The sequence below is a fragment of the Bradyrhizobium sp. CCBAU 25360 genome (genome assembly GCF_028128695.1).
GTDB classification, from domain to species: domain Bacteria; phylum Pseudomonadota; class Alphaproteobacteria; order Rhizobiales; family Xanthobacteraceae; genus Bradyrhizobium; species Bradyrhizobium ottawaense.
Genome location: NZ_LBJA01000043.1, coordinates 570,230 through 586,198, shown reverse-complemented (window position 1 = coordinate 586,198; position 15,969 = coordinate 570,230). Strand labels below are relative to the sequence as shown.

The following is a 15,969-nucleotide window of genomic DNA, read 5'->3' as shown; positions in this document are numbered from 1 at the left end:
CGATGGGCGCTCATCTGGCTTCTTGCCTTGCTGGCCGATCTGCCAGGACTACTCGTGGCGCGGGAAATACCTAAAGCCGTGCTGCTTAATCAGCTCATCGCGTTTTGCGGATTCGAGATCTTCCTTCATCATCTCGCGAACGAGGCTCTCGAATGAGGTCTGGGGCTGCCAGCCGAGTCTTTCTTTCGCCTTGGACGGATCGCCAAGCAAAGTGGCGACCTCTGTTGGGCGGAAATAGCGCGGGTCGACCGACACCACGCATTTTCCGTTTGCAACATTGTAACCCTTCTCGTCGACGCCGGCCCCCTCCCATCGGATCTGCATGCCGACTTCGCTCGCCGCCACGTTAACGAAATCTCGAACCGAATGTTGAACACCGGTCGCGATGACGAAATCTTCCGGCTTTTCTTGTTGCAACATAAGCCACTGCATCTCGACATAGTCGCGCGCGTGTCCCCAATCGCGCAATGCATCGAGATTGCCGAGATACAACCGCTCCTGCAGGCCCAGATGGATCCGGGCCAATGCCCGCGTGATTTTTCGGGTGACGAAAGTCTCACCCCGGACGGGAGATTCGTGATTGAAGAGAATGCCGTTGCAGGCATACATCCCGTAAGCTTCACGGTAATTGACCGTGATCCAGTAGGCATAGAGCTTGGCGACGGCGTACGGCGACCGCGGGTAGAAAGGAGTGGTCTCCTTTTGCGGGATTTCCTGGACCAGACCGTACAGTTCCGAGGTCGATGCCTGGTAAAATCGGGTCGTCTTTTCCAGTCCAACGATCCGCATGGCCTCGAGAATTCGAAGTGTGCCCAGGCCGTCGGAGTTCGCCGTATACTCCGGCTCCTCGAATGAAACGGCCACGTGACTCTGCGCCGCGAGATTGTAGATCTCGTCCGGCTGCACCTGGCCGACAATCCGGATCAGGCTCGAGGAGTCCGTCAGATCGCCATAGTGGAGCCGAAAGGGCGGGTCAGGCTCGTGCGGATCGAGATACAGATGATCGATGCGATCGGTGTTAAACAGCGAGGTCCGGCGCTTGATGCCGTGGACCTCGTATCCCTTCTGCAAAAGAAGTTCGGCCAAATAGGCGCCGTCCTGGCCAGTGACGCCGGTAATAAGTGCTCGTTTCTTTGTCATATCAGTCCCAAAGATGGAAATTGGTGCTTACACGAAATTGACCTGGTTAGGGAGGGCGAAATGGAGCGAAAATCAAGCTTAGATTAACAGCGTTTGGCTCCAGCCGGCGCGCCAAAGGATCTCCTCCGAGTACGTGCGAGGCGCAGTGCCGTTCAAGGTGTCCGTCCCTCGTTTGATCGTAGTCGGGCGAGAGGCCTCCAAACCGCGGAAAGAACTAGATCGGATTCTTGACCATATGAGGCTTGGCCCCGTTGATCAGAAGGCCAGCTAGAAGGTCGCGACTTCCCGTGTCCACCGTTGTGGATCCGTTCCCGACTCCGCACGCAGGATAGTGAACCGATCCAAAGCATCTACAAGCGGCGTGACCACTGGACTCAGATTATCGAGTACGAGGACTGCTCTTCCCTCACGCACGAGCAGCACAAGATGGTGCTCTCCAGTCGCTCGCACGACGACCTCTGCGAGAAGGAGGGCCGAGCTGGGCCAGCCGGATCGCAGCAGCAGATGCCGCTTGGTGACGGCATAGTCGCCGCAATTGCCCTCGTCAGGGAATATCTGCCATTCCGCGTCACGTCGGCTTGCGGGCGGATCCTTCGGCGCTATGCCGAAGTTCACGATTGAATTGATTTGTGCGAGTTCTCGCCAACGCTGAATTGAGGAACGGAAATCTCGGACCCTGCGGTCGTCGTGACGCTGGCAATCGTCGGGATATTGAATGCAGAATTGTGAGAATGACAGCGGTGGCGTCACCGCTTGGGATTCGTAGTTCGAATAGGCGGGCTGGCTGCAAACGCAATACATTATGGCCAGCATGCGGACCGCATGCCTGATCATCAAAACTTCGCCTGGCATTCCTGATTGCTAGGCGAAGTATATTGCGATGCGGTGGAAGCGCTACGATAATTGTGAGGCAATCGATGCACAATCGTGGAGCAGCGTGCGCGCGCTTGATCTGAACGAGGTGAAGGCGGCCAGGGTATAGGAGTCTGTGGCCTCGAACACCTGCAAGATTTGGAGGTGTCTGCTCCCGCTCTGTCGTATGAAGCTGCTTGCGGAATGAAGCTAGGGTCCGTGCAAGACCTCGTCCGGATGTCCTCTTCGCCGGAACGTGACGTAAATCTTGGTGCAAAAAGCACAGTTGGAGGAACGGCTCCACAGGATCGCCGTCCATACCCGCCCGTTCGTCCCAAATACCGAAATCCGAAGAACCCGTCGGAGAATGGTGCGGTCGCGGCAGGCTACCGCGGTGGCTCCAACCGCAGCTCCGAGGCGGTCGGCAGTTAGACGATTTCCTCATCGAGCGGGCTTCGGTTCAAAAGCGCGAGACAAATTGAGCGGTGGGTCGCGATCGCGTCGGAAACGCGAAATACTGATCTGCCCACCTGATCAAGGTAAGCAGTTCAAAGCCCCGGCGTCGCCCGGGGCTTTTTGTTATCAGGTGGTGAGCAAGCTCCCCAGGGGAGCCAGCAATTCCGCGTCGGGGCCTTCAGGTACCCGTGAGCGGGCAAACGAGCGATAGGATGGAGGCCGGCGGAAGGCCTGACGATGTCAGTTTTTGGCCCGAAGCTGCCCCGGCTGAGCGCGGACCAAGGGTCCGCTTCAAGGGGAGAACGGACAGTTGCCGGCCTAGCTTCGTTCGTCCACCTGTGACCCTGAGCAGACCTCAGCTCCTTATAATTTCGGGGACGTCTCCTCGCGTCCCATTCGCGAATGACGCCGCGCGCTCTTCGGCCTGCGCTCAGCGAGGCGGCGCGGACTAGATATGCTGACGTTGAGTTTCTTCGCATTTGGATCCAAAGCCGGTCGGGCTCCGGCCCATTGCGATGCGGTATTTCTCGGCGCGACAATCTGTATCGCGCGCGACGAACAGCTGACCTATACTCACTTAGCCGCCTTACGACCTTGAGGGCCTGCCCATGAAGTGGCGAGGATTGATTGCACTTTTCGGCGTCGCGGCAATTGTCTTCCCTTGCGCGGCATACGCGCAAAAGGGCGCACTTCCAACAATTGGCTATCTTGGCTTCGACTCAGCCGACAAAAGTAAGGAGTTGCTCGACGCCTTTCGGGATGGTCTCCGCACCAAGGGCCTTGTAGAAGGCCAGAACGTCACCATCGAGTATCGCTTCGCGGATGGAAAGTATGATCGCTTTCCGGAATTGATCGCAGATCTGATTCAGGATCGCGTTCGAGTGATCGTCGCTGCCACTGGTACAAACGGAGTCTTGGCGACAACGAAAGCGACTAAGACGATTCCGATCGTGTTTGCAATTGCCATGGACCCGGTACTTCTTGGCGTTGTTTCCAGTTTGAACAGGCCGGGAGGAAACGCGACTGGCGTGAGCATGTACACTCCGCAACTGACCGCCAAGCGACTTGAGTTATTGGCAGAGTTGACACCGGGAGGCGGAACAATCGCTACGCTGGTAAATCCAACGAATCCAAACGCGAATGTAGTGGTATCGGATGCCGAAGCTGCGGCCAAGTCGCTTGGCCGAGAAATTCACGTCCTGGAGGCGAGCACCGATGAGCAAATTTATGCTGCCTTCGGCGAAATCAGAAACCGGAAGCATGCCGCGCTTCTTGTCAGTCCAGATGCATTCTATATTGCACGCCGAGAGCAACTCGCAGCGTTGTGCGAGCAGTATCGGATCCCCGCGACTTATGAATGGTCATTTTTCGTCAAATCCGGCGGACTTATGAGTTATTCGCCCCGCATCACCGATGTTCAGCGTCAGCTTGCCGACTATACAGCAAAAATTCTGAGCGGCGCTCGACCCGCCGACCTTCCGATTGAACAGCCGACTAGATTCGAGTTGGCGATCAATATCAAAACAGCAAAGAACATCGGCCTTACTATCCCGCCCTATCTCCTCGCTCGCGCCGACGAAGTGATCGAGTGACGCATGCCTCTGCTCCTAGCCCTGAGGCGAAGACCGCGGTTCAGCCCGGCATATCAGCAGTTAAGGCACCCCCGGACGTGCCGAGAACGCGACTAGATCGACACGATTGACCCAGGGCGGGCATACTGTTTGTAACTTCGATGTCGGCGTTGCGCTGTTTAGGGAACGTGGACCGCGGCTCGACTGAGGTTTACGCCATGGAGGCGCACCTAGCTTCAACGGAACTGGAACAATGTCCGGGCGATCTGATTGGGAAATTGTTGCGGCTGATGAGAGAGACAAGGAAGTATTCCTGGACAAGCGTGTTTATCAGTGAGGAACAGCAAATGGATGACGAACGAAAAGCATCAAAGGCGGAGGAACGGGCCGCTGAAGGCTTGCGCGAGGCAACTGTTAAGGAAGAAGCGAAGAGCGAGAGCAAGACGGGGCACGATCTAGCCAAGGGCGCTGATCGCTTCGAAGAACGCTCTAAAAGCTCCGATGGAAAAAGCGCAGAAGAAAAACAAAAGGGTAAATGAAAGAGCAGACCTGACGCGGCGTTTCCGAGCGGGCCTCCGCAATGACCCTGGGGGCCTTTACTCACGAGGGCTACATCCGCCCTCGCTAACTTCTCGTTCTCTTATTTGGGCTTGAGAATGAGGCGATCCGGGCGTGAAGCGCGCCTGGCGTGCAGCTAACTCGCGGCCCCGGCAGCATCGAGCCGGTTCATGGATAAATCGGAGCTTGCCGGATACACGCCGCCGACGACGTGGCGATTGAAGAAGATCAGCGCGCCCGGCTTGTGGCGGGGAAATCCAGGACAAAAGCCCGCTTCCGTACCCGGCGAGGTTGCAATTGAAGGCGGGCGCCGTTCTGAACAGCTCGCTGACCTATTGTTCTCGCTGGGGACGAATATCGCACGATATTCAGAACAACCGTTGATTTTGCTCAGACTCCTGCCTGATTTTGATTCCGCCATTCGGAGGTTCGATCCCTCCCGCCCCAGCCAGATCTCAAGCTGTTGAGTTCATTCGGTAAGCAGTTGCACTTTGGGCGCGTTTGGAAACACAGATTCTAAGGCTCGGTCCAGAATCGAACTAAACGGCGTAGCCAGGCTGGCTTATCTCCGAGGCTTCCATCCCAACATATACCGCGGAAGCTGCTCGGGCAGGTCTGTTTTGCCCTCATCGTAGAATAGGGTGCTATGGCGAACGAAGCGGACAACCGGTCGAGATGCGCATGTGCGGAATTGCAGCCGTGCCGCAGTCGGCCCAGCCGGCGGCCCCAGGGGGGCGGTCGTTGCCCCGCTACCGGGGACCATTACGACTGCAAATCGCGTGGTCTTCGTTTCCTTGGCGGACCGGAACGATAAAGACCCCGCACTTTCTGCTGTTGAAAAAGCTCCCCGCATACGTCACGCAACCATTGGCTTGCCGGGTCGTGATGGAAGCGGGCGTGCCAATATTGCTTCACCGTAAAGCCGGCGATCGCCAGCGGGCAGTCGAGCACGCTCAGTCCGTAATAATGAGCCAACGTTTCGCCAATGTGCCTTGGGAGGGTAGCGATCAGGTCAGTCGTGCCGATGATCGCGGGTAGCCCCAAAAAGCCGGGTAGCTCAAGCACGACATCAAGGACTATCCGCTGCTCCCGTAGCGCGTCCGCGAGCAACTGATGTCCGGTGCCGGAGCGAATGAGGACGTGTGCCTCCCGCCTGAAATCCTTTGCGGTGATGCGCTTGCGGATCCGGGCATGTCTTGCGTTTGCCAGGCAGACCCAATCCTGCGGAAAGAGTGCCTGTTGGAAGTGCCCCGCGTCGAGGTCCGAGATGTAGCCGAGCGCCAGATCGGCCTCGCCAGACTGCAGCATTCGTGGGGTATCGCCGCCGATCTGCGCCGCCTCAATGCGGATGCCCGGCGCAACGCGACGAACGTGAGCGAGGATGGCCGGAAGCAGCGTGATGTGGCTCGCATCCGTCATGCAGATGACGAAGCGGCGCTTGGCAGTCGCCGGATCAAAGTCAGAGCGAAGCTCCGCCAGACGACGCAGCATCTCCAACGCTTGTCTGGCCGCGCCGATGAGAGCCTCGGCGCGCGGAGTCGGCAACATTCCCTGTGCTGAGCGGATGAAGAGTGGATCGTCCAGTTCCTTTCGCAGGCGTGCCAGCCAGATCGAAATGGTCGGCTGACTCTGACCGAGTTTCTCGGCTGCCTTGGTGACACTGCCCGTGGTGAACAATGCATCGAAGAGCCTGAGCAGGCGAGGCTCCAGCAGTTTCGTCTCGGGGTGATCCTGAGGTTTCATTGCAAATGACAATAATGCATATAAGAATCATAGCATATCTTAATGTCAACCAGCCTGCTACCACGCGACCAACGCCGAGAATGGCGCTGGGGGAAGCGTTCGATGAGGATCTGCTTTATCGGAGCGGGGGCCTTAGGCTCGACCATCGGCGGCACGCTGGCGCGTGGGGGAGCCGAGGTCTGGCTAATTGATCCGTTCCAGGCCCATGTTGACACAATCAACGCCCGCGGGCTTCGCATGCGCGAAGGTAGCGCCGAGACCGTCGTGACGGTCACCGCCTGCACGTCCGCGGCCCAGGTCGGCGTCAAGGCTGACCTCGTCATCGTCCTCGTCAAATCCTACCACACGAGTGAGGCCATCCGGGCGGCCGCGCAGATCATCGGGCCGCACACGGTCGTGATGTCGCTTCAAAATGGTCTTGGCCACGAGGACATCCTGTCGGAGGAAGTTGGTCGTGACCGGGTCATGGCGGGCAAGACCTACGTTGGTGGCGTGCTGCTCGGCCCCGGTCACGTTCGCTCCGGGGTCATCGGCAAGGAAACCATCATCGGCGAGCTTGATGGACGCTTGACGGAACGCGCACGGCGAATTTCCGAGACGTTCAACCGCGCCGGCATCCTCACACTGCTCAGCGACAACATCCTGGGCACGATGTGGGACAAGCTGTTCATCAACGTTGCCGGAGGAGGAATTACTGCCATTACCGGCCTGACCTATGGCGGTCTCTATTCGCTGCCGATCCTGGAAGATTGCGCGCTGGCCGCGATCTCAGAGGGCATCGCGGTCGCGCGGGCGGCTGGCGTGAAGATCTCGATCACCGACCCGCGGCGCGCTTGGACGATGGCATCCGCTGGTCTACCGCCCGAGTTCAAGACGTCGATGTTGCAAAGTTTGCAGTCCGGCAACTTGACTGAGATCGACTACATCCACGGGTCCGTCGTGCGCTGGGGCGCCAGGCTCAACGTCCCGACCCCCGTCAATTCCACCCTTGTCGCGCTGGTCAAGGGCATCGAATACGCCCGCAGCGACTATCCTGGAAGGTCCTAAGACGATGTCGCTGCCCCGTGCCTACATCGAACACGTCGCCATCCGTGTGCCGGACGTTGATCGTCACGTTGGTTTCTTTCGTGAGGTGCTTGGTCTTCCCATTCGCGACGAGCAACCCGCCGATGGTGCCCGCCCGCGTCAGGTATGGGTGCTCGGAAGCGTGCAACTCATCGAGGATCCGAACTTCGTCGGACCGGAGGGGCGCCTCGCCCATCTCGGGATCATGGTCGACGACTACGAAGGTGTGCTCGCCCGTGCCGCCGCCTGGGGCGCCAAGGCGCTGCCTACGGGACCGAACTGGCTCGAACTGCCGGGCGGGCTGAACGTCGAAATCTTGCAAGCCAGTGCAGGCGCTGTGGAAGCGGCCCTGGCGATCAATCCACGGGCCTAAGGAACACGCGACATGACCGATGAGCGCTACTGGGACGATGCCAAGGTCGGCGACGAATGCGTCACTCCCTCAGTGACGGTTACCGAAATGATGGTGAATGCCTACGCAGAACTGACGGGCGACTTCACGCCTGTTCATGTCGACGAGGAATACGCCAAGACCACACCATTCGGTACGCGCGTCGCGCACGGGCTGTTTGGTCTGTCGCTGGCCGACGGTTTGAAGACCCGTGCCGACTACCGCTTCCTTCCCGGAATGTCGCTGGGCTGGACGTGGGATTTCAAGCTGCCGATCAAGCTCGGAGATACCGTGCATGTGAAGTTCCGCGTTGGATCAATGCGCGCCACGAAGCGGGAAGGGTGGGGCATCGTGGTGCTGCCCTCGGAGCTGATCAACCAGCGCGGCGAAGTGGTGCAGCTAGGCGAGCACCGGCTGATGATTCCCATGCGGTCGAAGACTAGCGTCGCGGGAGAGCGGGCATGACCGCGCAGGATCTGCCGCTCAAGGGCATTCGCGTCATCGACTACAGCCATTTCCTGGCAGGCCCGTTCATGGGCCGTTGCCTTGCCGCGATGGGCGCCGAGGTCATCAAGGTGGAGCGTCCGACGGCAGGCGATGCGGGCCGCGCCCATGGCTATTTCAAGGACGGACAGTCCGGCTACTTCCTGCAGCAGAACATGGGCAAGCAGGGAGTGTGCATCGACCTGCGCGATAAGCGCGGTCTTGACATGATGATGAAGCTGGTCGACACGGCCGACGTCTTCATCGAGAACTACCGCCCCGGCGCGCTCGATCGACTCGGGCTCGGCTACAAGGCGCTGTCGGCGCGCAATCCCGGGCTGATCTACTGCTCGGTCTCCGCCTATGGCCACACCGGTCCCTATGCCGACCGTCCGGGCTTCGGCCTGATCGCAGAGGCGATGTCGGGCGCTTTGGCGCAGCTGGGCTGCCCCGGCGAAGCGCCGCCGCTGCTGCGGATGCCACTCGCCGACATGTATACCGGCATTCACGGTGTGGCTGCCATCAATGCCGCGCTGGTCGGCCGCGCGTCGTCCGGGCGCGGTCAACACATCGATCTGGCGCTGTACGACTGCATGGTCTCGATGCACGACTATGCAGTGCAGCGCTACTTCCTCTCCGGCGGTACCGATCTGCCGAAGCAGACTGGAAGCGGACAGCCAGACTCGACCGTCTACGGCGTCTTTCCGGCAAGGGACGGCAATCTTGTCATCGCCGCGCAAGTTGATGATGCGTGGCGACGATTGGCGAGCCTGATCGGAGGAGACGCGCTGGCATCCGACGAACGCTTCACCACGCCTGCTGCGCGCAACGCCCACTATACTGAAGCTATGGAGATTGTGCGCACCTGGACGCTGTCGCAGCCCTCTCGGGACGTCTGTCTTGCGGCACTCGACGAAGCAGGCGTGCCGTCCGCTCCCGTGCAGACCATCGAAGAGGTCGTGAAGGATCCGCAGATCCACGCGCGCGGCATGCTGGTCGAGCAGGAACATCCTGTGCTCGGCAAGGTGACGTTACCGAACTTGCCCTTCCGCTTCTCCAACTGCGACACCACGGTGCGAATTCCGGCGCCGCTGCTCGGCCAGGACAATCGCCGCATTGCAGAGTCGCTGGGACTTTCGGCCGAGCTCGTCGAGGCGATGGTGCGTGACGGGGTCCTCTACAACGAACTCGCAGTGCAGGAGTGAGCGATGAGCGACCGTTATGCGGTGATCGGCAACCCGATCGGCTTCAGCAAATCACCTCACATCCATGGCACTTTCGCCAGAATGACAGGACAGGACCTTGTCTATGAGGCGATCGAGGGTCCCCTCAATGGCTTCAGCGGGCGGGTTGATCAATTCCGGACCGAGGGCGCCAAGGGACTGAACATCACTGCCCCGTTCAAGCTCGATGCCTTCGCCTACGCAAACGAGCTTTCAGAGAACGCCGACCGAGCTGGCGCCGTAAACTGCCTGAAGTTCGACGGCCATCGGATCATTGGCGAGAATTTTGACGGGATCGGCCTTGTGCGCGACATCACCATCAATCTCGGCGTCAAAATGGCCGGCCAGCGAGTCCTGATGCTCGGTGCCGGGGGCGCGGCGCGTGGCGCGCTGCTGCCGTTCCTGCGCCAGGAGCCGTCCGAGCTGGTTCTCGTCAATCGTACCTTATCGAAGGCTGTGGCATTGGCCGAAGAGTTTGCCGGTTGTGGTCCCCTGATCGTCAGCGGCTATGCTGAACTGGCCGATCTTGCCGAGGGTTATGACGTCGTGGTTAACGCGACATCGGCCAGCCTGCGAGGTGAGATGCCGCCACTTCCCGGCAATGTCTTCCGCGGTGCGAAGTTGGCGTACGAACTTGCCTACGGCAAGGGATTGACTCCCTTTCTGCAAGCGGCCCGCGCCGAAGGCGTAGCCAAGCTCGCCGACGGCGTCGGCATGCTGGTGGAGCAGGCGGCAGAAGCTTTTGCCTGGTGGCGCGGCGTTCGACCGAGCACGGCTCAGGTCATCGCCGAGCTGACCCTACCATTGCGCTGACGGGCTATGCCGAGCATTCAACCCAAACCCAGCTTCCTCGTCGGCCTGATCGGCAGCGGCATTGCTGCGTCCCGCACGCCGCCCATGCACGAAGCGGCCGCTGACGCCGCTGGCATCCGCTATCTCTACAGGAAGATCGATCTGGCCGAGTTGAAGCTCGGTGCGGAGGCATTGCCGGAATTGCTCACGGCCGCGAGGCGGATGGGCTTTGACGGGCTGAACGTGACCCATCCCTGCAAGCAGGCGATCATTCCGCTGTTGGAAGAGCTTTCGCCTGACGCGCAGGCGCTTGGTGCCGTGAACACCGTGGTTATCAGGAACGGTCGAATGATCGGCCACAACACCGACTGGTTCGGCTTCGCCGAGAACTTTCGCCGCAACATGCAAGGCGCGTCGCTCGGTCGTGTCGTCCAATTCGGCGCCGGCGGCGCAGGCGCGGCAGTCGCTTTTGCGCTGATGAAACTCGGCGTGCAGGAGTTGATCATTGTCGACTTGGACCTGGCCAAGGCGCAGAGTGTGGTCGACGGCTTGTCCCCCCGATTTGCAGAGGGGCGCTTGAAGGCCGGCCAGGATGTTGCAGCGGCCGTGGCTGCCGCAGACGGAATTGTCAACGCGACTCCGATCGGCATGGACAAGTATCCGGGCACACCGCTGCCGACGGCCTTGCTGCGTCCCGATCTATGGGTCGCCGAGATCGTCTATTTCCCGCTGGAAACCGCACTGCTGCGCGCGGCCCGTACCCTCGGTTGCCGCACCGTCGACGGTGGCGGCATGGCGATCTTCCAGGGCACCGAAGCTTTCCGCCTGTTCACGGGCGTTTCACCCGATCCAGACGTCTTCTTCTCAACTTTCGCATCCCTGGGAGGGTGACACCCGGCCGATGGGCGAGCGGCACGCACAACGCCCGAGAGGAAACGCAAGATGGGCTATACGCTCGATTTCTCGGTGGTTTGGCATGCCATGCCCGCGCTGCTGTGGGGGTGCGTGGGCACGTTAGGTCTGGCGCTTGCCGGCATGACACTGGCGATGATCATCGGCGTCGCCGGCGTCGCGGCACGCGATTCGAAGGCGGCTTGGTTACGTGCCATCGTGATCGGCTTCGTCGAGATCGTGCGCAATACGCCTTTCCTGGTGCAGATCTTCTTTCTGTTCTTTGCACTGCCGCTCATCGGATTGAAGCTCAATCCGACCGCCACCGCCATTATTGCACTCGGCGTGAATGGAGGCGCGTACGCCATCGAGATCATCCGTGGCGGCGTGCAGTCTGTTCACCAGGGACAGGTTGAGGCCGGCTACGCGCTCGGATTGCACAAAGGACAAGTGTTTCGTTTCATTGTACTCAAGCCCGCGCTTCGCGCGATCTACCCGTCGCTCACGGGGCAGTTCGTCATGCTGACGCTGACCTCGTCGATCTGTTCGGCCGTCTCCGCCGATGAGTTGACGTCGGTTGCGCAGCGCATCGAAAGCGACACATTCCGCAGCTTCGAGGTCTATTTCTTCGTCACCTTCCTCTACCTCGCGATCTCCTGGCTGCTGATGTCGGGCTTCGCGATCATCTCCCACCGTTTCTTCTCGTATCCGACGCGCTGAGAAGGGCAGATCATGACACCGCATTTCGGTCTTCCCGAGTTCGGCTTCCTCCTGCGTGGTCTGCAGTGGACGGTGCTGCTGACGCTGGTTGCATTCGTCGGTGGCTGTACCGCCGGCCTGATCGTCGCACTGTTGCGCACCTGCGGTCGCACGACTGTGGAATGGATGGTCCGGATCTATATCGTTATCTTCCAGGGCACACCGCTGCTGCTGCAACTGTTTGTGGTGTACTACGGCTTGGCGCTCCTCGGATTGAAGCTGTCAGCATTCGTTGCGGTGGCGATCGGGTTCACCGTCAACGCCTCGGCTTTTCTCGGCGAGATCTGGCGCGGCGCAATCCAGGCCGTGCCTCGCGGTCAGACCGAGGCCGCAATGGCGCTCGGTCTACATTATTCCTGGCGCATGCGCGACATCGTGCTGCCGCAAGCTATTCGCATCTCGCTGCCGGCGACCATCGGCTATCTCGTGCAACTCATCAAGGGCACCTCGCTCGCCGCCATTGTCGGCTTCATCGAACTCGCCCGCGCCGGTCAAATCGTATCGAACCAGACCTACCAGCCGTTGCTGGTCTTCGGCGTGGTTGGCGCGATGTATTTCATCCTCTGCTGGCCACTCTCATGGTGGGGCAGCCGGATGGAGGCCAGGCTCGCCCTGGCCAATCAAAGGTAGGAACGGCGCACCTGCCCAATCAAATACAGCCATCACCAGGAGGAGATACTCATGTTGTTTTCACTCAATCGCCGCCAGGTCGGCATTGCGCTGCTGACTCTGTCGGCCATCGTTGTCGCAGGCGGCTCGCAGGCGGGCACTCTGGAAGACGTGAAGAAGAAGGGCGTCGTCGTCATCGGCATTCAGGGCGATAATGCGCCTTGGGGCTTTGTCGACAGCTCGGGAAAGCAGGAGGGCATCGATGCCGACATGGGGCGTGCCTTCGCTGAATTCCTTGGCGTGAGGGCCGAGTTCGCGCCTCTGGCCGTTGCCAATCGTATCCCGGCACTGACCACAGGCCGTGTGGACATCCTGTTCGCGACCATGGCCATGCTGCCGGAGCGTGCGAAGGCAGTGCAGTATTCCAAGCCGTATGTCGCCAATGAGATTACGCTTGTCGCGGCCCAGGCGACGCCGATCAACAGCAATGCTGATATGGGCAAATATGTCATCGGTGTCCCGCGCTCCTCGACGCAAGATACGCAGGTCACCAACAACGCCCCGTCCGGGACCGAAATCCGCAGATTCGACGATGACGCGGCCACGATACAGGCGCTGCTCTCTGGCCAGGTCCAGGCCGTCGGTGCGAACTTGTTTTACCCGCAGCGTCTGAATGCCGCGAAACCGGAGCTCGGGTTCGAACCGAAGCTTCATTTCTCCGCTCTATACAACGGCGCATGCACGCGCCTGGGAGACAAGGAGTGGAACGAGACGGTCAACAAGTTCATCGACCAGATCAAGTCGAACGGCAAGCTGGCCGCCTTCTACGCCAAATGGATGAAGGTGCCGGTCCCGGTTTTCCCCGACACGGTCCCCGGCGTTCCTTTCGCCGTTCAGTAGTCCCTGCGAGCGGCCGACGCGCGATCCGCGTTGGCCGCCGCCCGACAGCGGAGGCCAGCATGCAGGACCAGATTCTGATCGAAATGAAGCGTGTGCAGAAGTGGTACGGCGGGTACCAAGCTCTCCGCGATGTCGATCTCACCGTGCGCAAGGGCGAGAAGATCGTGCTCTGCGGTCCGTCCGGTTCGGGCAAGTCGACGCTAATCCGCTGTATCAACCGCCTGGAGGCGATCCAGCAGGGCAGTATCGTGGTGAACGGTCATCGGCTGGACGACAGCATCAAGGCCATCGATGTCGTACGTCAGGACGTCGGGATGGTTTTTCAGAGCTTCAACCTTTTTCCGCATATGACGGTGTTGCAGAACTGCATGCTCGCCCCCATTCGCGCGCGCCGCATCGGCAAGGCCGAGGCAGAGGCGACCGCGCGAAAATACCTCGAGCGCGTGCGCATTGGTGAACAGGCCGAGAAGTATCCAGCTCAGCTTTCGGGTGGTCAGCAACAGCGCGTCGCAATTGCGCGCGCGCTATGCATGCAGCCCAAGGTGATGCTATTTGACGAGCCGACCTCGGCTCTCGATCCTGAGATGGTCAAGGAGGTGCTCGATACGATGATAGGCCTCGCCAACGACGGCATGACCATGATTTGCGTCACGCACGAGATGGGCTTTGCCCGCCAGGTTGCGGATCGTGTGATCTTCATGGCTGAAGGCCAGATCATCGAAGAAGGCGCGCCCGAGGCGTTCTTCCGCAATCCAGAGCATGCCCGCACCAGGCAGTTTCTTGGCGAGATCCTTGCCCATCACTGAATGGAGGTCTTTCGTGAGTCGTCTTGTCTACGTCCTCAACGGACCAAATCTCAATTTGCTCGGCAAGCGCCAGCCCCACATCTATGGCCACGAGACGCTCGCGGATGTGGACCGAGATTGCCGTGCGCTGGCCGGGGAGCTCGGCCTGGAGATTCGCTTTCACCAGTCGAACAGGGAATACGAGCTGATCGACTGGATCCACGAGGCGCGCGAGACGGCTGCCGGGATCGTGATGAATCCCGCGGCTTTCACCCATACGTCAGTCGCCATCCTGGATGCGCTGAACACATTCGAGGGGACAGTGATCGAGGTGCACATTTCCAACGTGCACAAGCGCGAGGAATTCCGTCACCATTCGTTTGTCTCCAAACGGGCTGATGGGGTCATCGCAGGCTTCGGCACCCAGGGCTATCTGCTCGGCTTGCGTCGCGTGGCCAAGCTGCTTGATGAGAGCAAGGGATAGCATCGTATGAGTGCACCCGTCCGCCTGTCGCTGATGGGAGCGGGTCTCATCGGCAAGCGACACGTCGAGCACATTCTCGCGCGGCCGGAGGCGGTACTGTCGTCGATCGTCGATCCGATGCCGGCGGCCCGAGAGTTGGCGGCGTCGCCGAAGGTGGACTGGTTTCCGTCCTTTCAGGACATGCTGTCCGAAAATCGGCCGGAGGGGGTGGTTGTCGCCAACCCCTAATCAGATGCATGTAGCCAACGGCATGGATTGTATCGCAGCTCGCATCCCGGCGCTCATCGAGAAGCCGTTAGCGGATGACGTCGTCGCTGCACATGCACTGGTCGAAGCCTCCGAGCGGGCGGGCGTGCCGCTGCTTACCGGCCATCATCGCCGCCACAACCCGATGATTCAGCGCGCTAGGGCGGAGATCGAAAGGGGCCGGCTGGGCCAGATCGTGTCGGTGCATGGCATGTTCTGGCTGATCAAGCCGGACGACTATTTCGATGTGGCCTGGCGTCGCGAGAGAGGGGCGGGTCCCGTTTTCCTGAATCTCATCCACGATGTCGACCTGCTACGGTACCTCTGTGGGGATATCGTGGCGGTACAAGCGGCCCAATCCAATCGGCTGCGTGGAAATGAGGTTGAAGAGACGGCGTTGATCCTCTCACTTCGCCTCCGGCGCATTGGGAACGGTCAATGTCTCCGATACCATCCAGTCGCCCTGGAGCTGGGAATTCACCGCCGGTGAGAACTCGGCCTACAGTCATACGCAGGAGAGTTGCTACCAGATCGGCGGCACGAGGGCATCGCTGGCTATTCCGCAACTCGATCTATGGCATCATCCTAGCAAGGCCAGCTGGTGGGCGCCGATTGAGCGCGAGCGGCTGAGCTACGAGAACGAAGACCCGCTTGCTCTGCAGATCGCCAATTTCTGCGGAGTCATCCGCGGTACGGCCGAGCCTGTGGTGAGCGGGCGCGAAGGGCTGAAAACCCTCACAGTGATCGACGCGGTCAAACGCGCGGCGGAAACCGGAGATGGAACGTCCGCATCTTTTTCTGAGCCTGATGACCACCAGCCGAAATCTTGCGGTTGCTGCCTGACGACCGCTTGTGGCCCGAAGGCGAAGATCGGCATGGTGTCCCGGACGTCGGCAGTCGAGGCCAGACCAGACATCGCAGAGACGCGCGTGAATCGACGCGAATGCCCCGATTCGGGCAGGAAGCGACAAAATCACTGATGATCGAGGTAGATCGGCAACCCTGCGTCTCCCGAGGCATG

At 60.2% G+C, this 15,969-nt stretch carries 18 protein-coding genes and 1 pseudogene; 16 read left to right on the top strand and 3 right to left on the bottom strand.

Annotated features, from left to right (window positions below):
* Positions 1-48: 48 nt before the first annotated feature.
* On the bottom strand, positions 49-1,140 hold the full coding sequence (gene gmd / locus XH81_RS29690; RefSeq protein WP_028142344.1) for a GDP-mannose 4,6-dehydratase: 1,092 nt from the start codon (positions 1,138-1,140) through the stop codon (positions 49-51).
* Between the two features lie 267 nt (positions 1,141-1,407).
* Entirely contained in the window at positions 1,408-1,992 is a 585-nt protein-coding gene (locus tag XH81_RS29685) for a transglutaminase-like cysteine peptidase (protein ID WP_271596471.1), read from the bottom strand.
* 317 nt (positions 1,993-2,309) lie between these two features.
* Here XH81_RS29685 and XH81_RS38760 point away from each other — a divergent pair, with 317 nt between their 5' ends.
* From XH81_RS38760 to XH81_RS29665, 4 genes are all read left to right on the top strand, one after another.
* Positions 2,310-2,474 carry an H-NS family nucleoid-associated regulatory protein gene (locus XH81_RS38760; protein ID WP_371731599.1) on the top strand — a complete coding sequence of 55 codons (165 nt, stop codon included), beginning with the start codon at positions 2,310-2,312 and terminating at the stop codon, positions 2,472-2,474.
* A 582-nt stretch (positions 2,475-3,056) separates the two neighbouring features.
* On the top strand, positions 3,057-4,040 hold the full coding sequence (locus XH81_RS29675; RefSeq protein WP_028142346.1) for an ABC transporter substrate-binding protein: 984 nt from the start codon (positions 3,057-3,059) through the stop codon (positions 4,038-4,040).
* Between the two features lie 326 nt (positions 4,041-4,366).
* Positions 4,367-4,558 (top strand): hypothetical protein, encoded by a 192-nt coding sequence (locus tag XH81_RS29670; RefSeq protein WP_028142347.1) that lies wholly within the window; start codon positions 4,367-4,369, stop codon positions 4,556-4,558.
* Between the two features lie 189 nt (positions 4,559-4,747).
* Entirely contained in the window at positions 4,748-5,044 is a 297-nt protein-coding gene (locus XH81_RS29665; protein ID WP_143279304.1) for a hypothetical protein, read from the top strand.
* Positions 5,045-5,339: 295 nt separating this feature from the next.
* Here the strand turns inward: XH81_RS29665 and XH81_RS29660 are convergent, their stop codons facing one another.
* Complete coding sequence (locus XH81_RS29660) at positions 5,340-6,320, bottom strand: LysR family transcriptional regulator (protein WP_028142348.1); 981 nt, start codon at positions 6,318-6,320, stop codon at positions 5,340-5,342.
* 102 nt (positions 6,321-6,422) lie between these two features.
* On the opposite strand from XH81_RS29660, the gene XH81_RS29655 reads away from it, so the two are divergent.
* The 12 genes and pseudogenes from XH81_RS29655 to XH81_RS29600 all read left to right on the top strand — a co-directional run.
* Complete coding sequence (locus tag XH81_RS29655) at positions 6,423-7,367, top strand: ketopantoate reductase family protein (protein ID WP_028142349.1); 945 nt, start codon at positions 6,423-6,425, stop codon at positions 7,365-7,367.
* A gap of 4 nt (positions 7,368-7,371) precedes the next feature.
* Positions 7,372-7,758 carry a VOC family protein gene (locus XH81_RS29650; protein WP_028142350.1) on the top strand — a complete coding sequence of 129 codons (387 nt, stop codon included), beginning with the start codon at positions 7,372-7,374 and terminating at the stop codon, positions 7,756-7,758.
* 12 nt (positions 7,759-7,770) lie between these two features.
* A complete protein-coding gene (locus XH81_RS29645; protein WP_038949613.1) occupies positions 7,771-8,241 on the top strand; it encodes a MaoC family dehydratase in 471 nt (156 codons plus the stop codon).
* A complete protein-coding gene (locus XH81_RS29640) occupies positions 8,238-9,464 on the top strand; it encodes a CaiB/BaiF CoA transferase family protein (protein WP_038973326.1) in 1,227 nt (408 codons plus the stop codon). The genes XH81_RS29645 and XH81_RS29640 overlap by 4 nt, the downstream gene beginning before the upstream one ends.
* 3 nt (positions 9,465-9,467) lie before the next feature.
* Positions 9,468-10,295, top strand: coding sequence for a shikimate dehydrogenase (gene aroE / locus XH81_RS29635; RefSeq protein WP_038973325.1), 828 nt, complete (start codon positions 9,468-9,470; stop codon positions 10,293-10,295).
* A 6-nt stretch (positions 10,296-10,301) separates the two neighbouring features.
* Positions 10,302-11,165, top strand: a complete 864-nt coding sequence (locus tag XH81_RS29630; protein WP_028142354.1) for a shikimate dehydrogenase — start codon at positions 10,302-10,304, stop codon at positions 11,163-11,165.
* A 51-nt stretch (positions 11,166-11,216) separates the two neighbouring features.
* Positions 11,217-11,885 (top strand): amino acid ABC transporter permease, encoded by a 669-nt coding sequence (locus tag XH81_RS29625; protein WP_212476466.1) that lies wholly within the window; start codon positions 11,217-11,219, stop codon positions 11,883-11,885.
* Between the two features lie 12 nt (positions 11,886-11,897).
* Positions 11,898-12,554, top strand: a complete 657-nt coding sequence (locus XH81_RS29620; protein WP_028142356.1) for an amino acid ABC transporter permease — start codon at positions 11,898-11,900, stop codon at positions 12,552-12,554.
* Positions 12,555-12,605: 51 nt separating this feature from the next.
* Positions 12,606-13,433 (top strand): transporter substrate-binding domain-containing protein, encoded by an 828-nt coding sequence (locus tag XH81_RS29615; protein WP_028142357.1) that lies wholly within the window; start codon positions 12,606-12,608, stop codon positions 13,431-13,433.
* A gap of 59 nt (positions 13,434-13,492) precedes the next feature.
* A complete protein-coding gene (locus tag XH81_RS29610) occupies positions 13,493-14,239 on the top strand; it encodes an amino acid ABC transporter ATP-binding protein (protein WP_028142358.1) in 747 nt (248 codons plus the stop codon).
* Between the two features lie 13 nt (positions 14,240-14,252).
* Complete coding sequence (gene aroQ, locus XH81_RS29605; RefSeq protein WP_028142359.1) at positions 14,253-14,702, top strand: type II 3-dehydroquinate dehydratase; 450 nt, start codon at positions 14,253-14,255, stop codon at positions 14,700-14,702.
* A gap of 6 nt (positions 14,703-14,708) precedes the next feature.
* Positions 14,709-15,727: pseudogene (locus tag XH81_RS29600) on the top strand (Gfo/Idh/MocA family protein); the annotation flags it as partial.
* Positions 15,728-15,969: the final 242 nt, after the last annotated feature.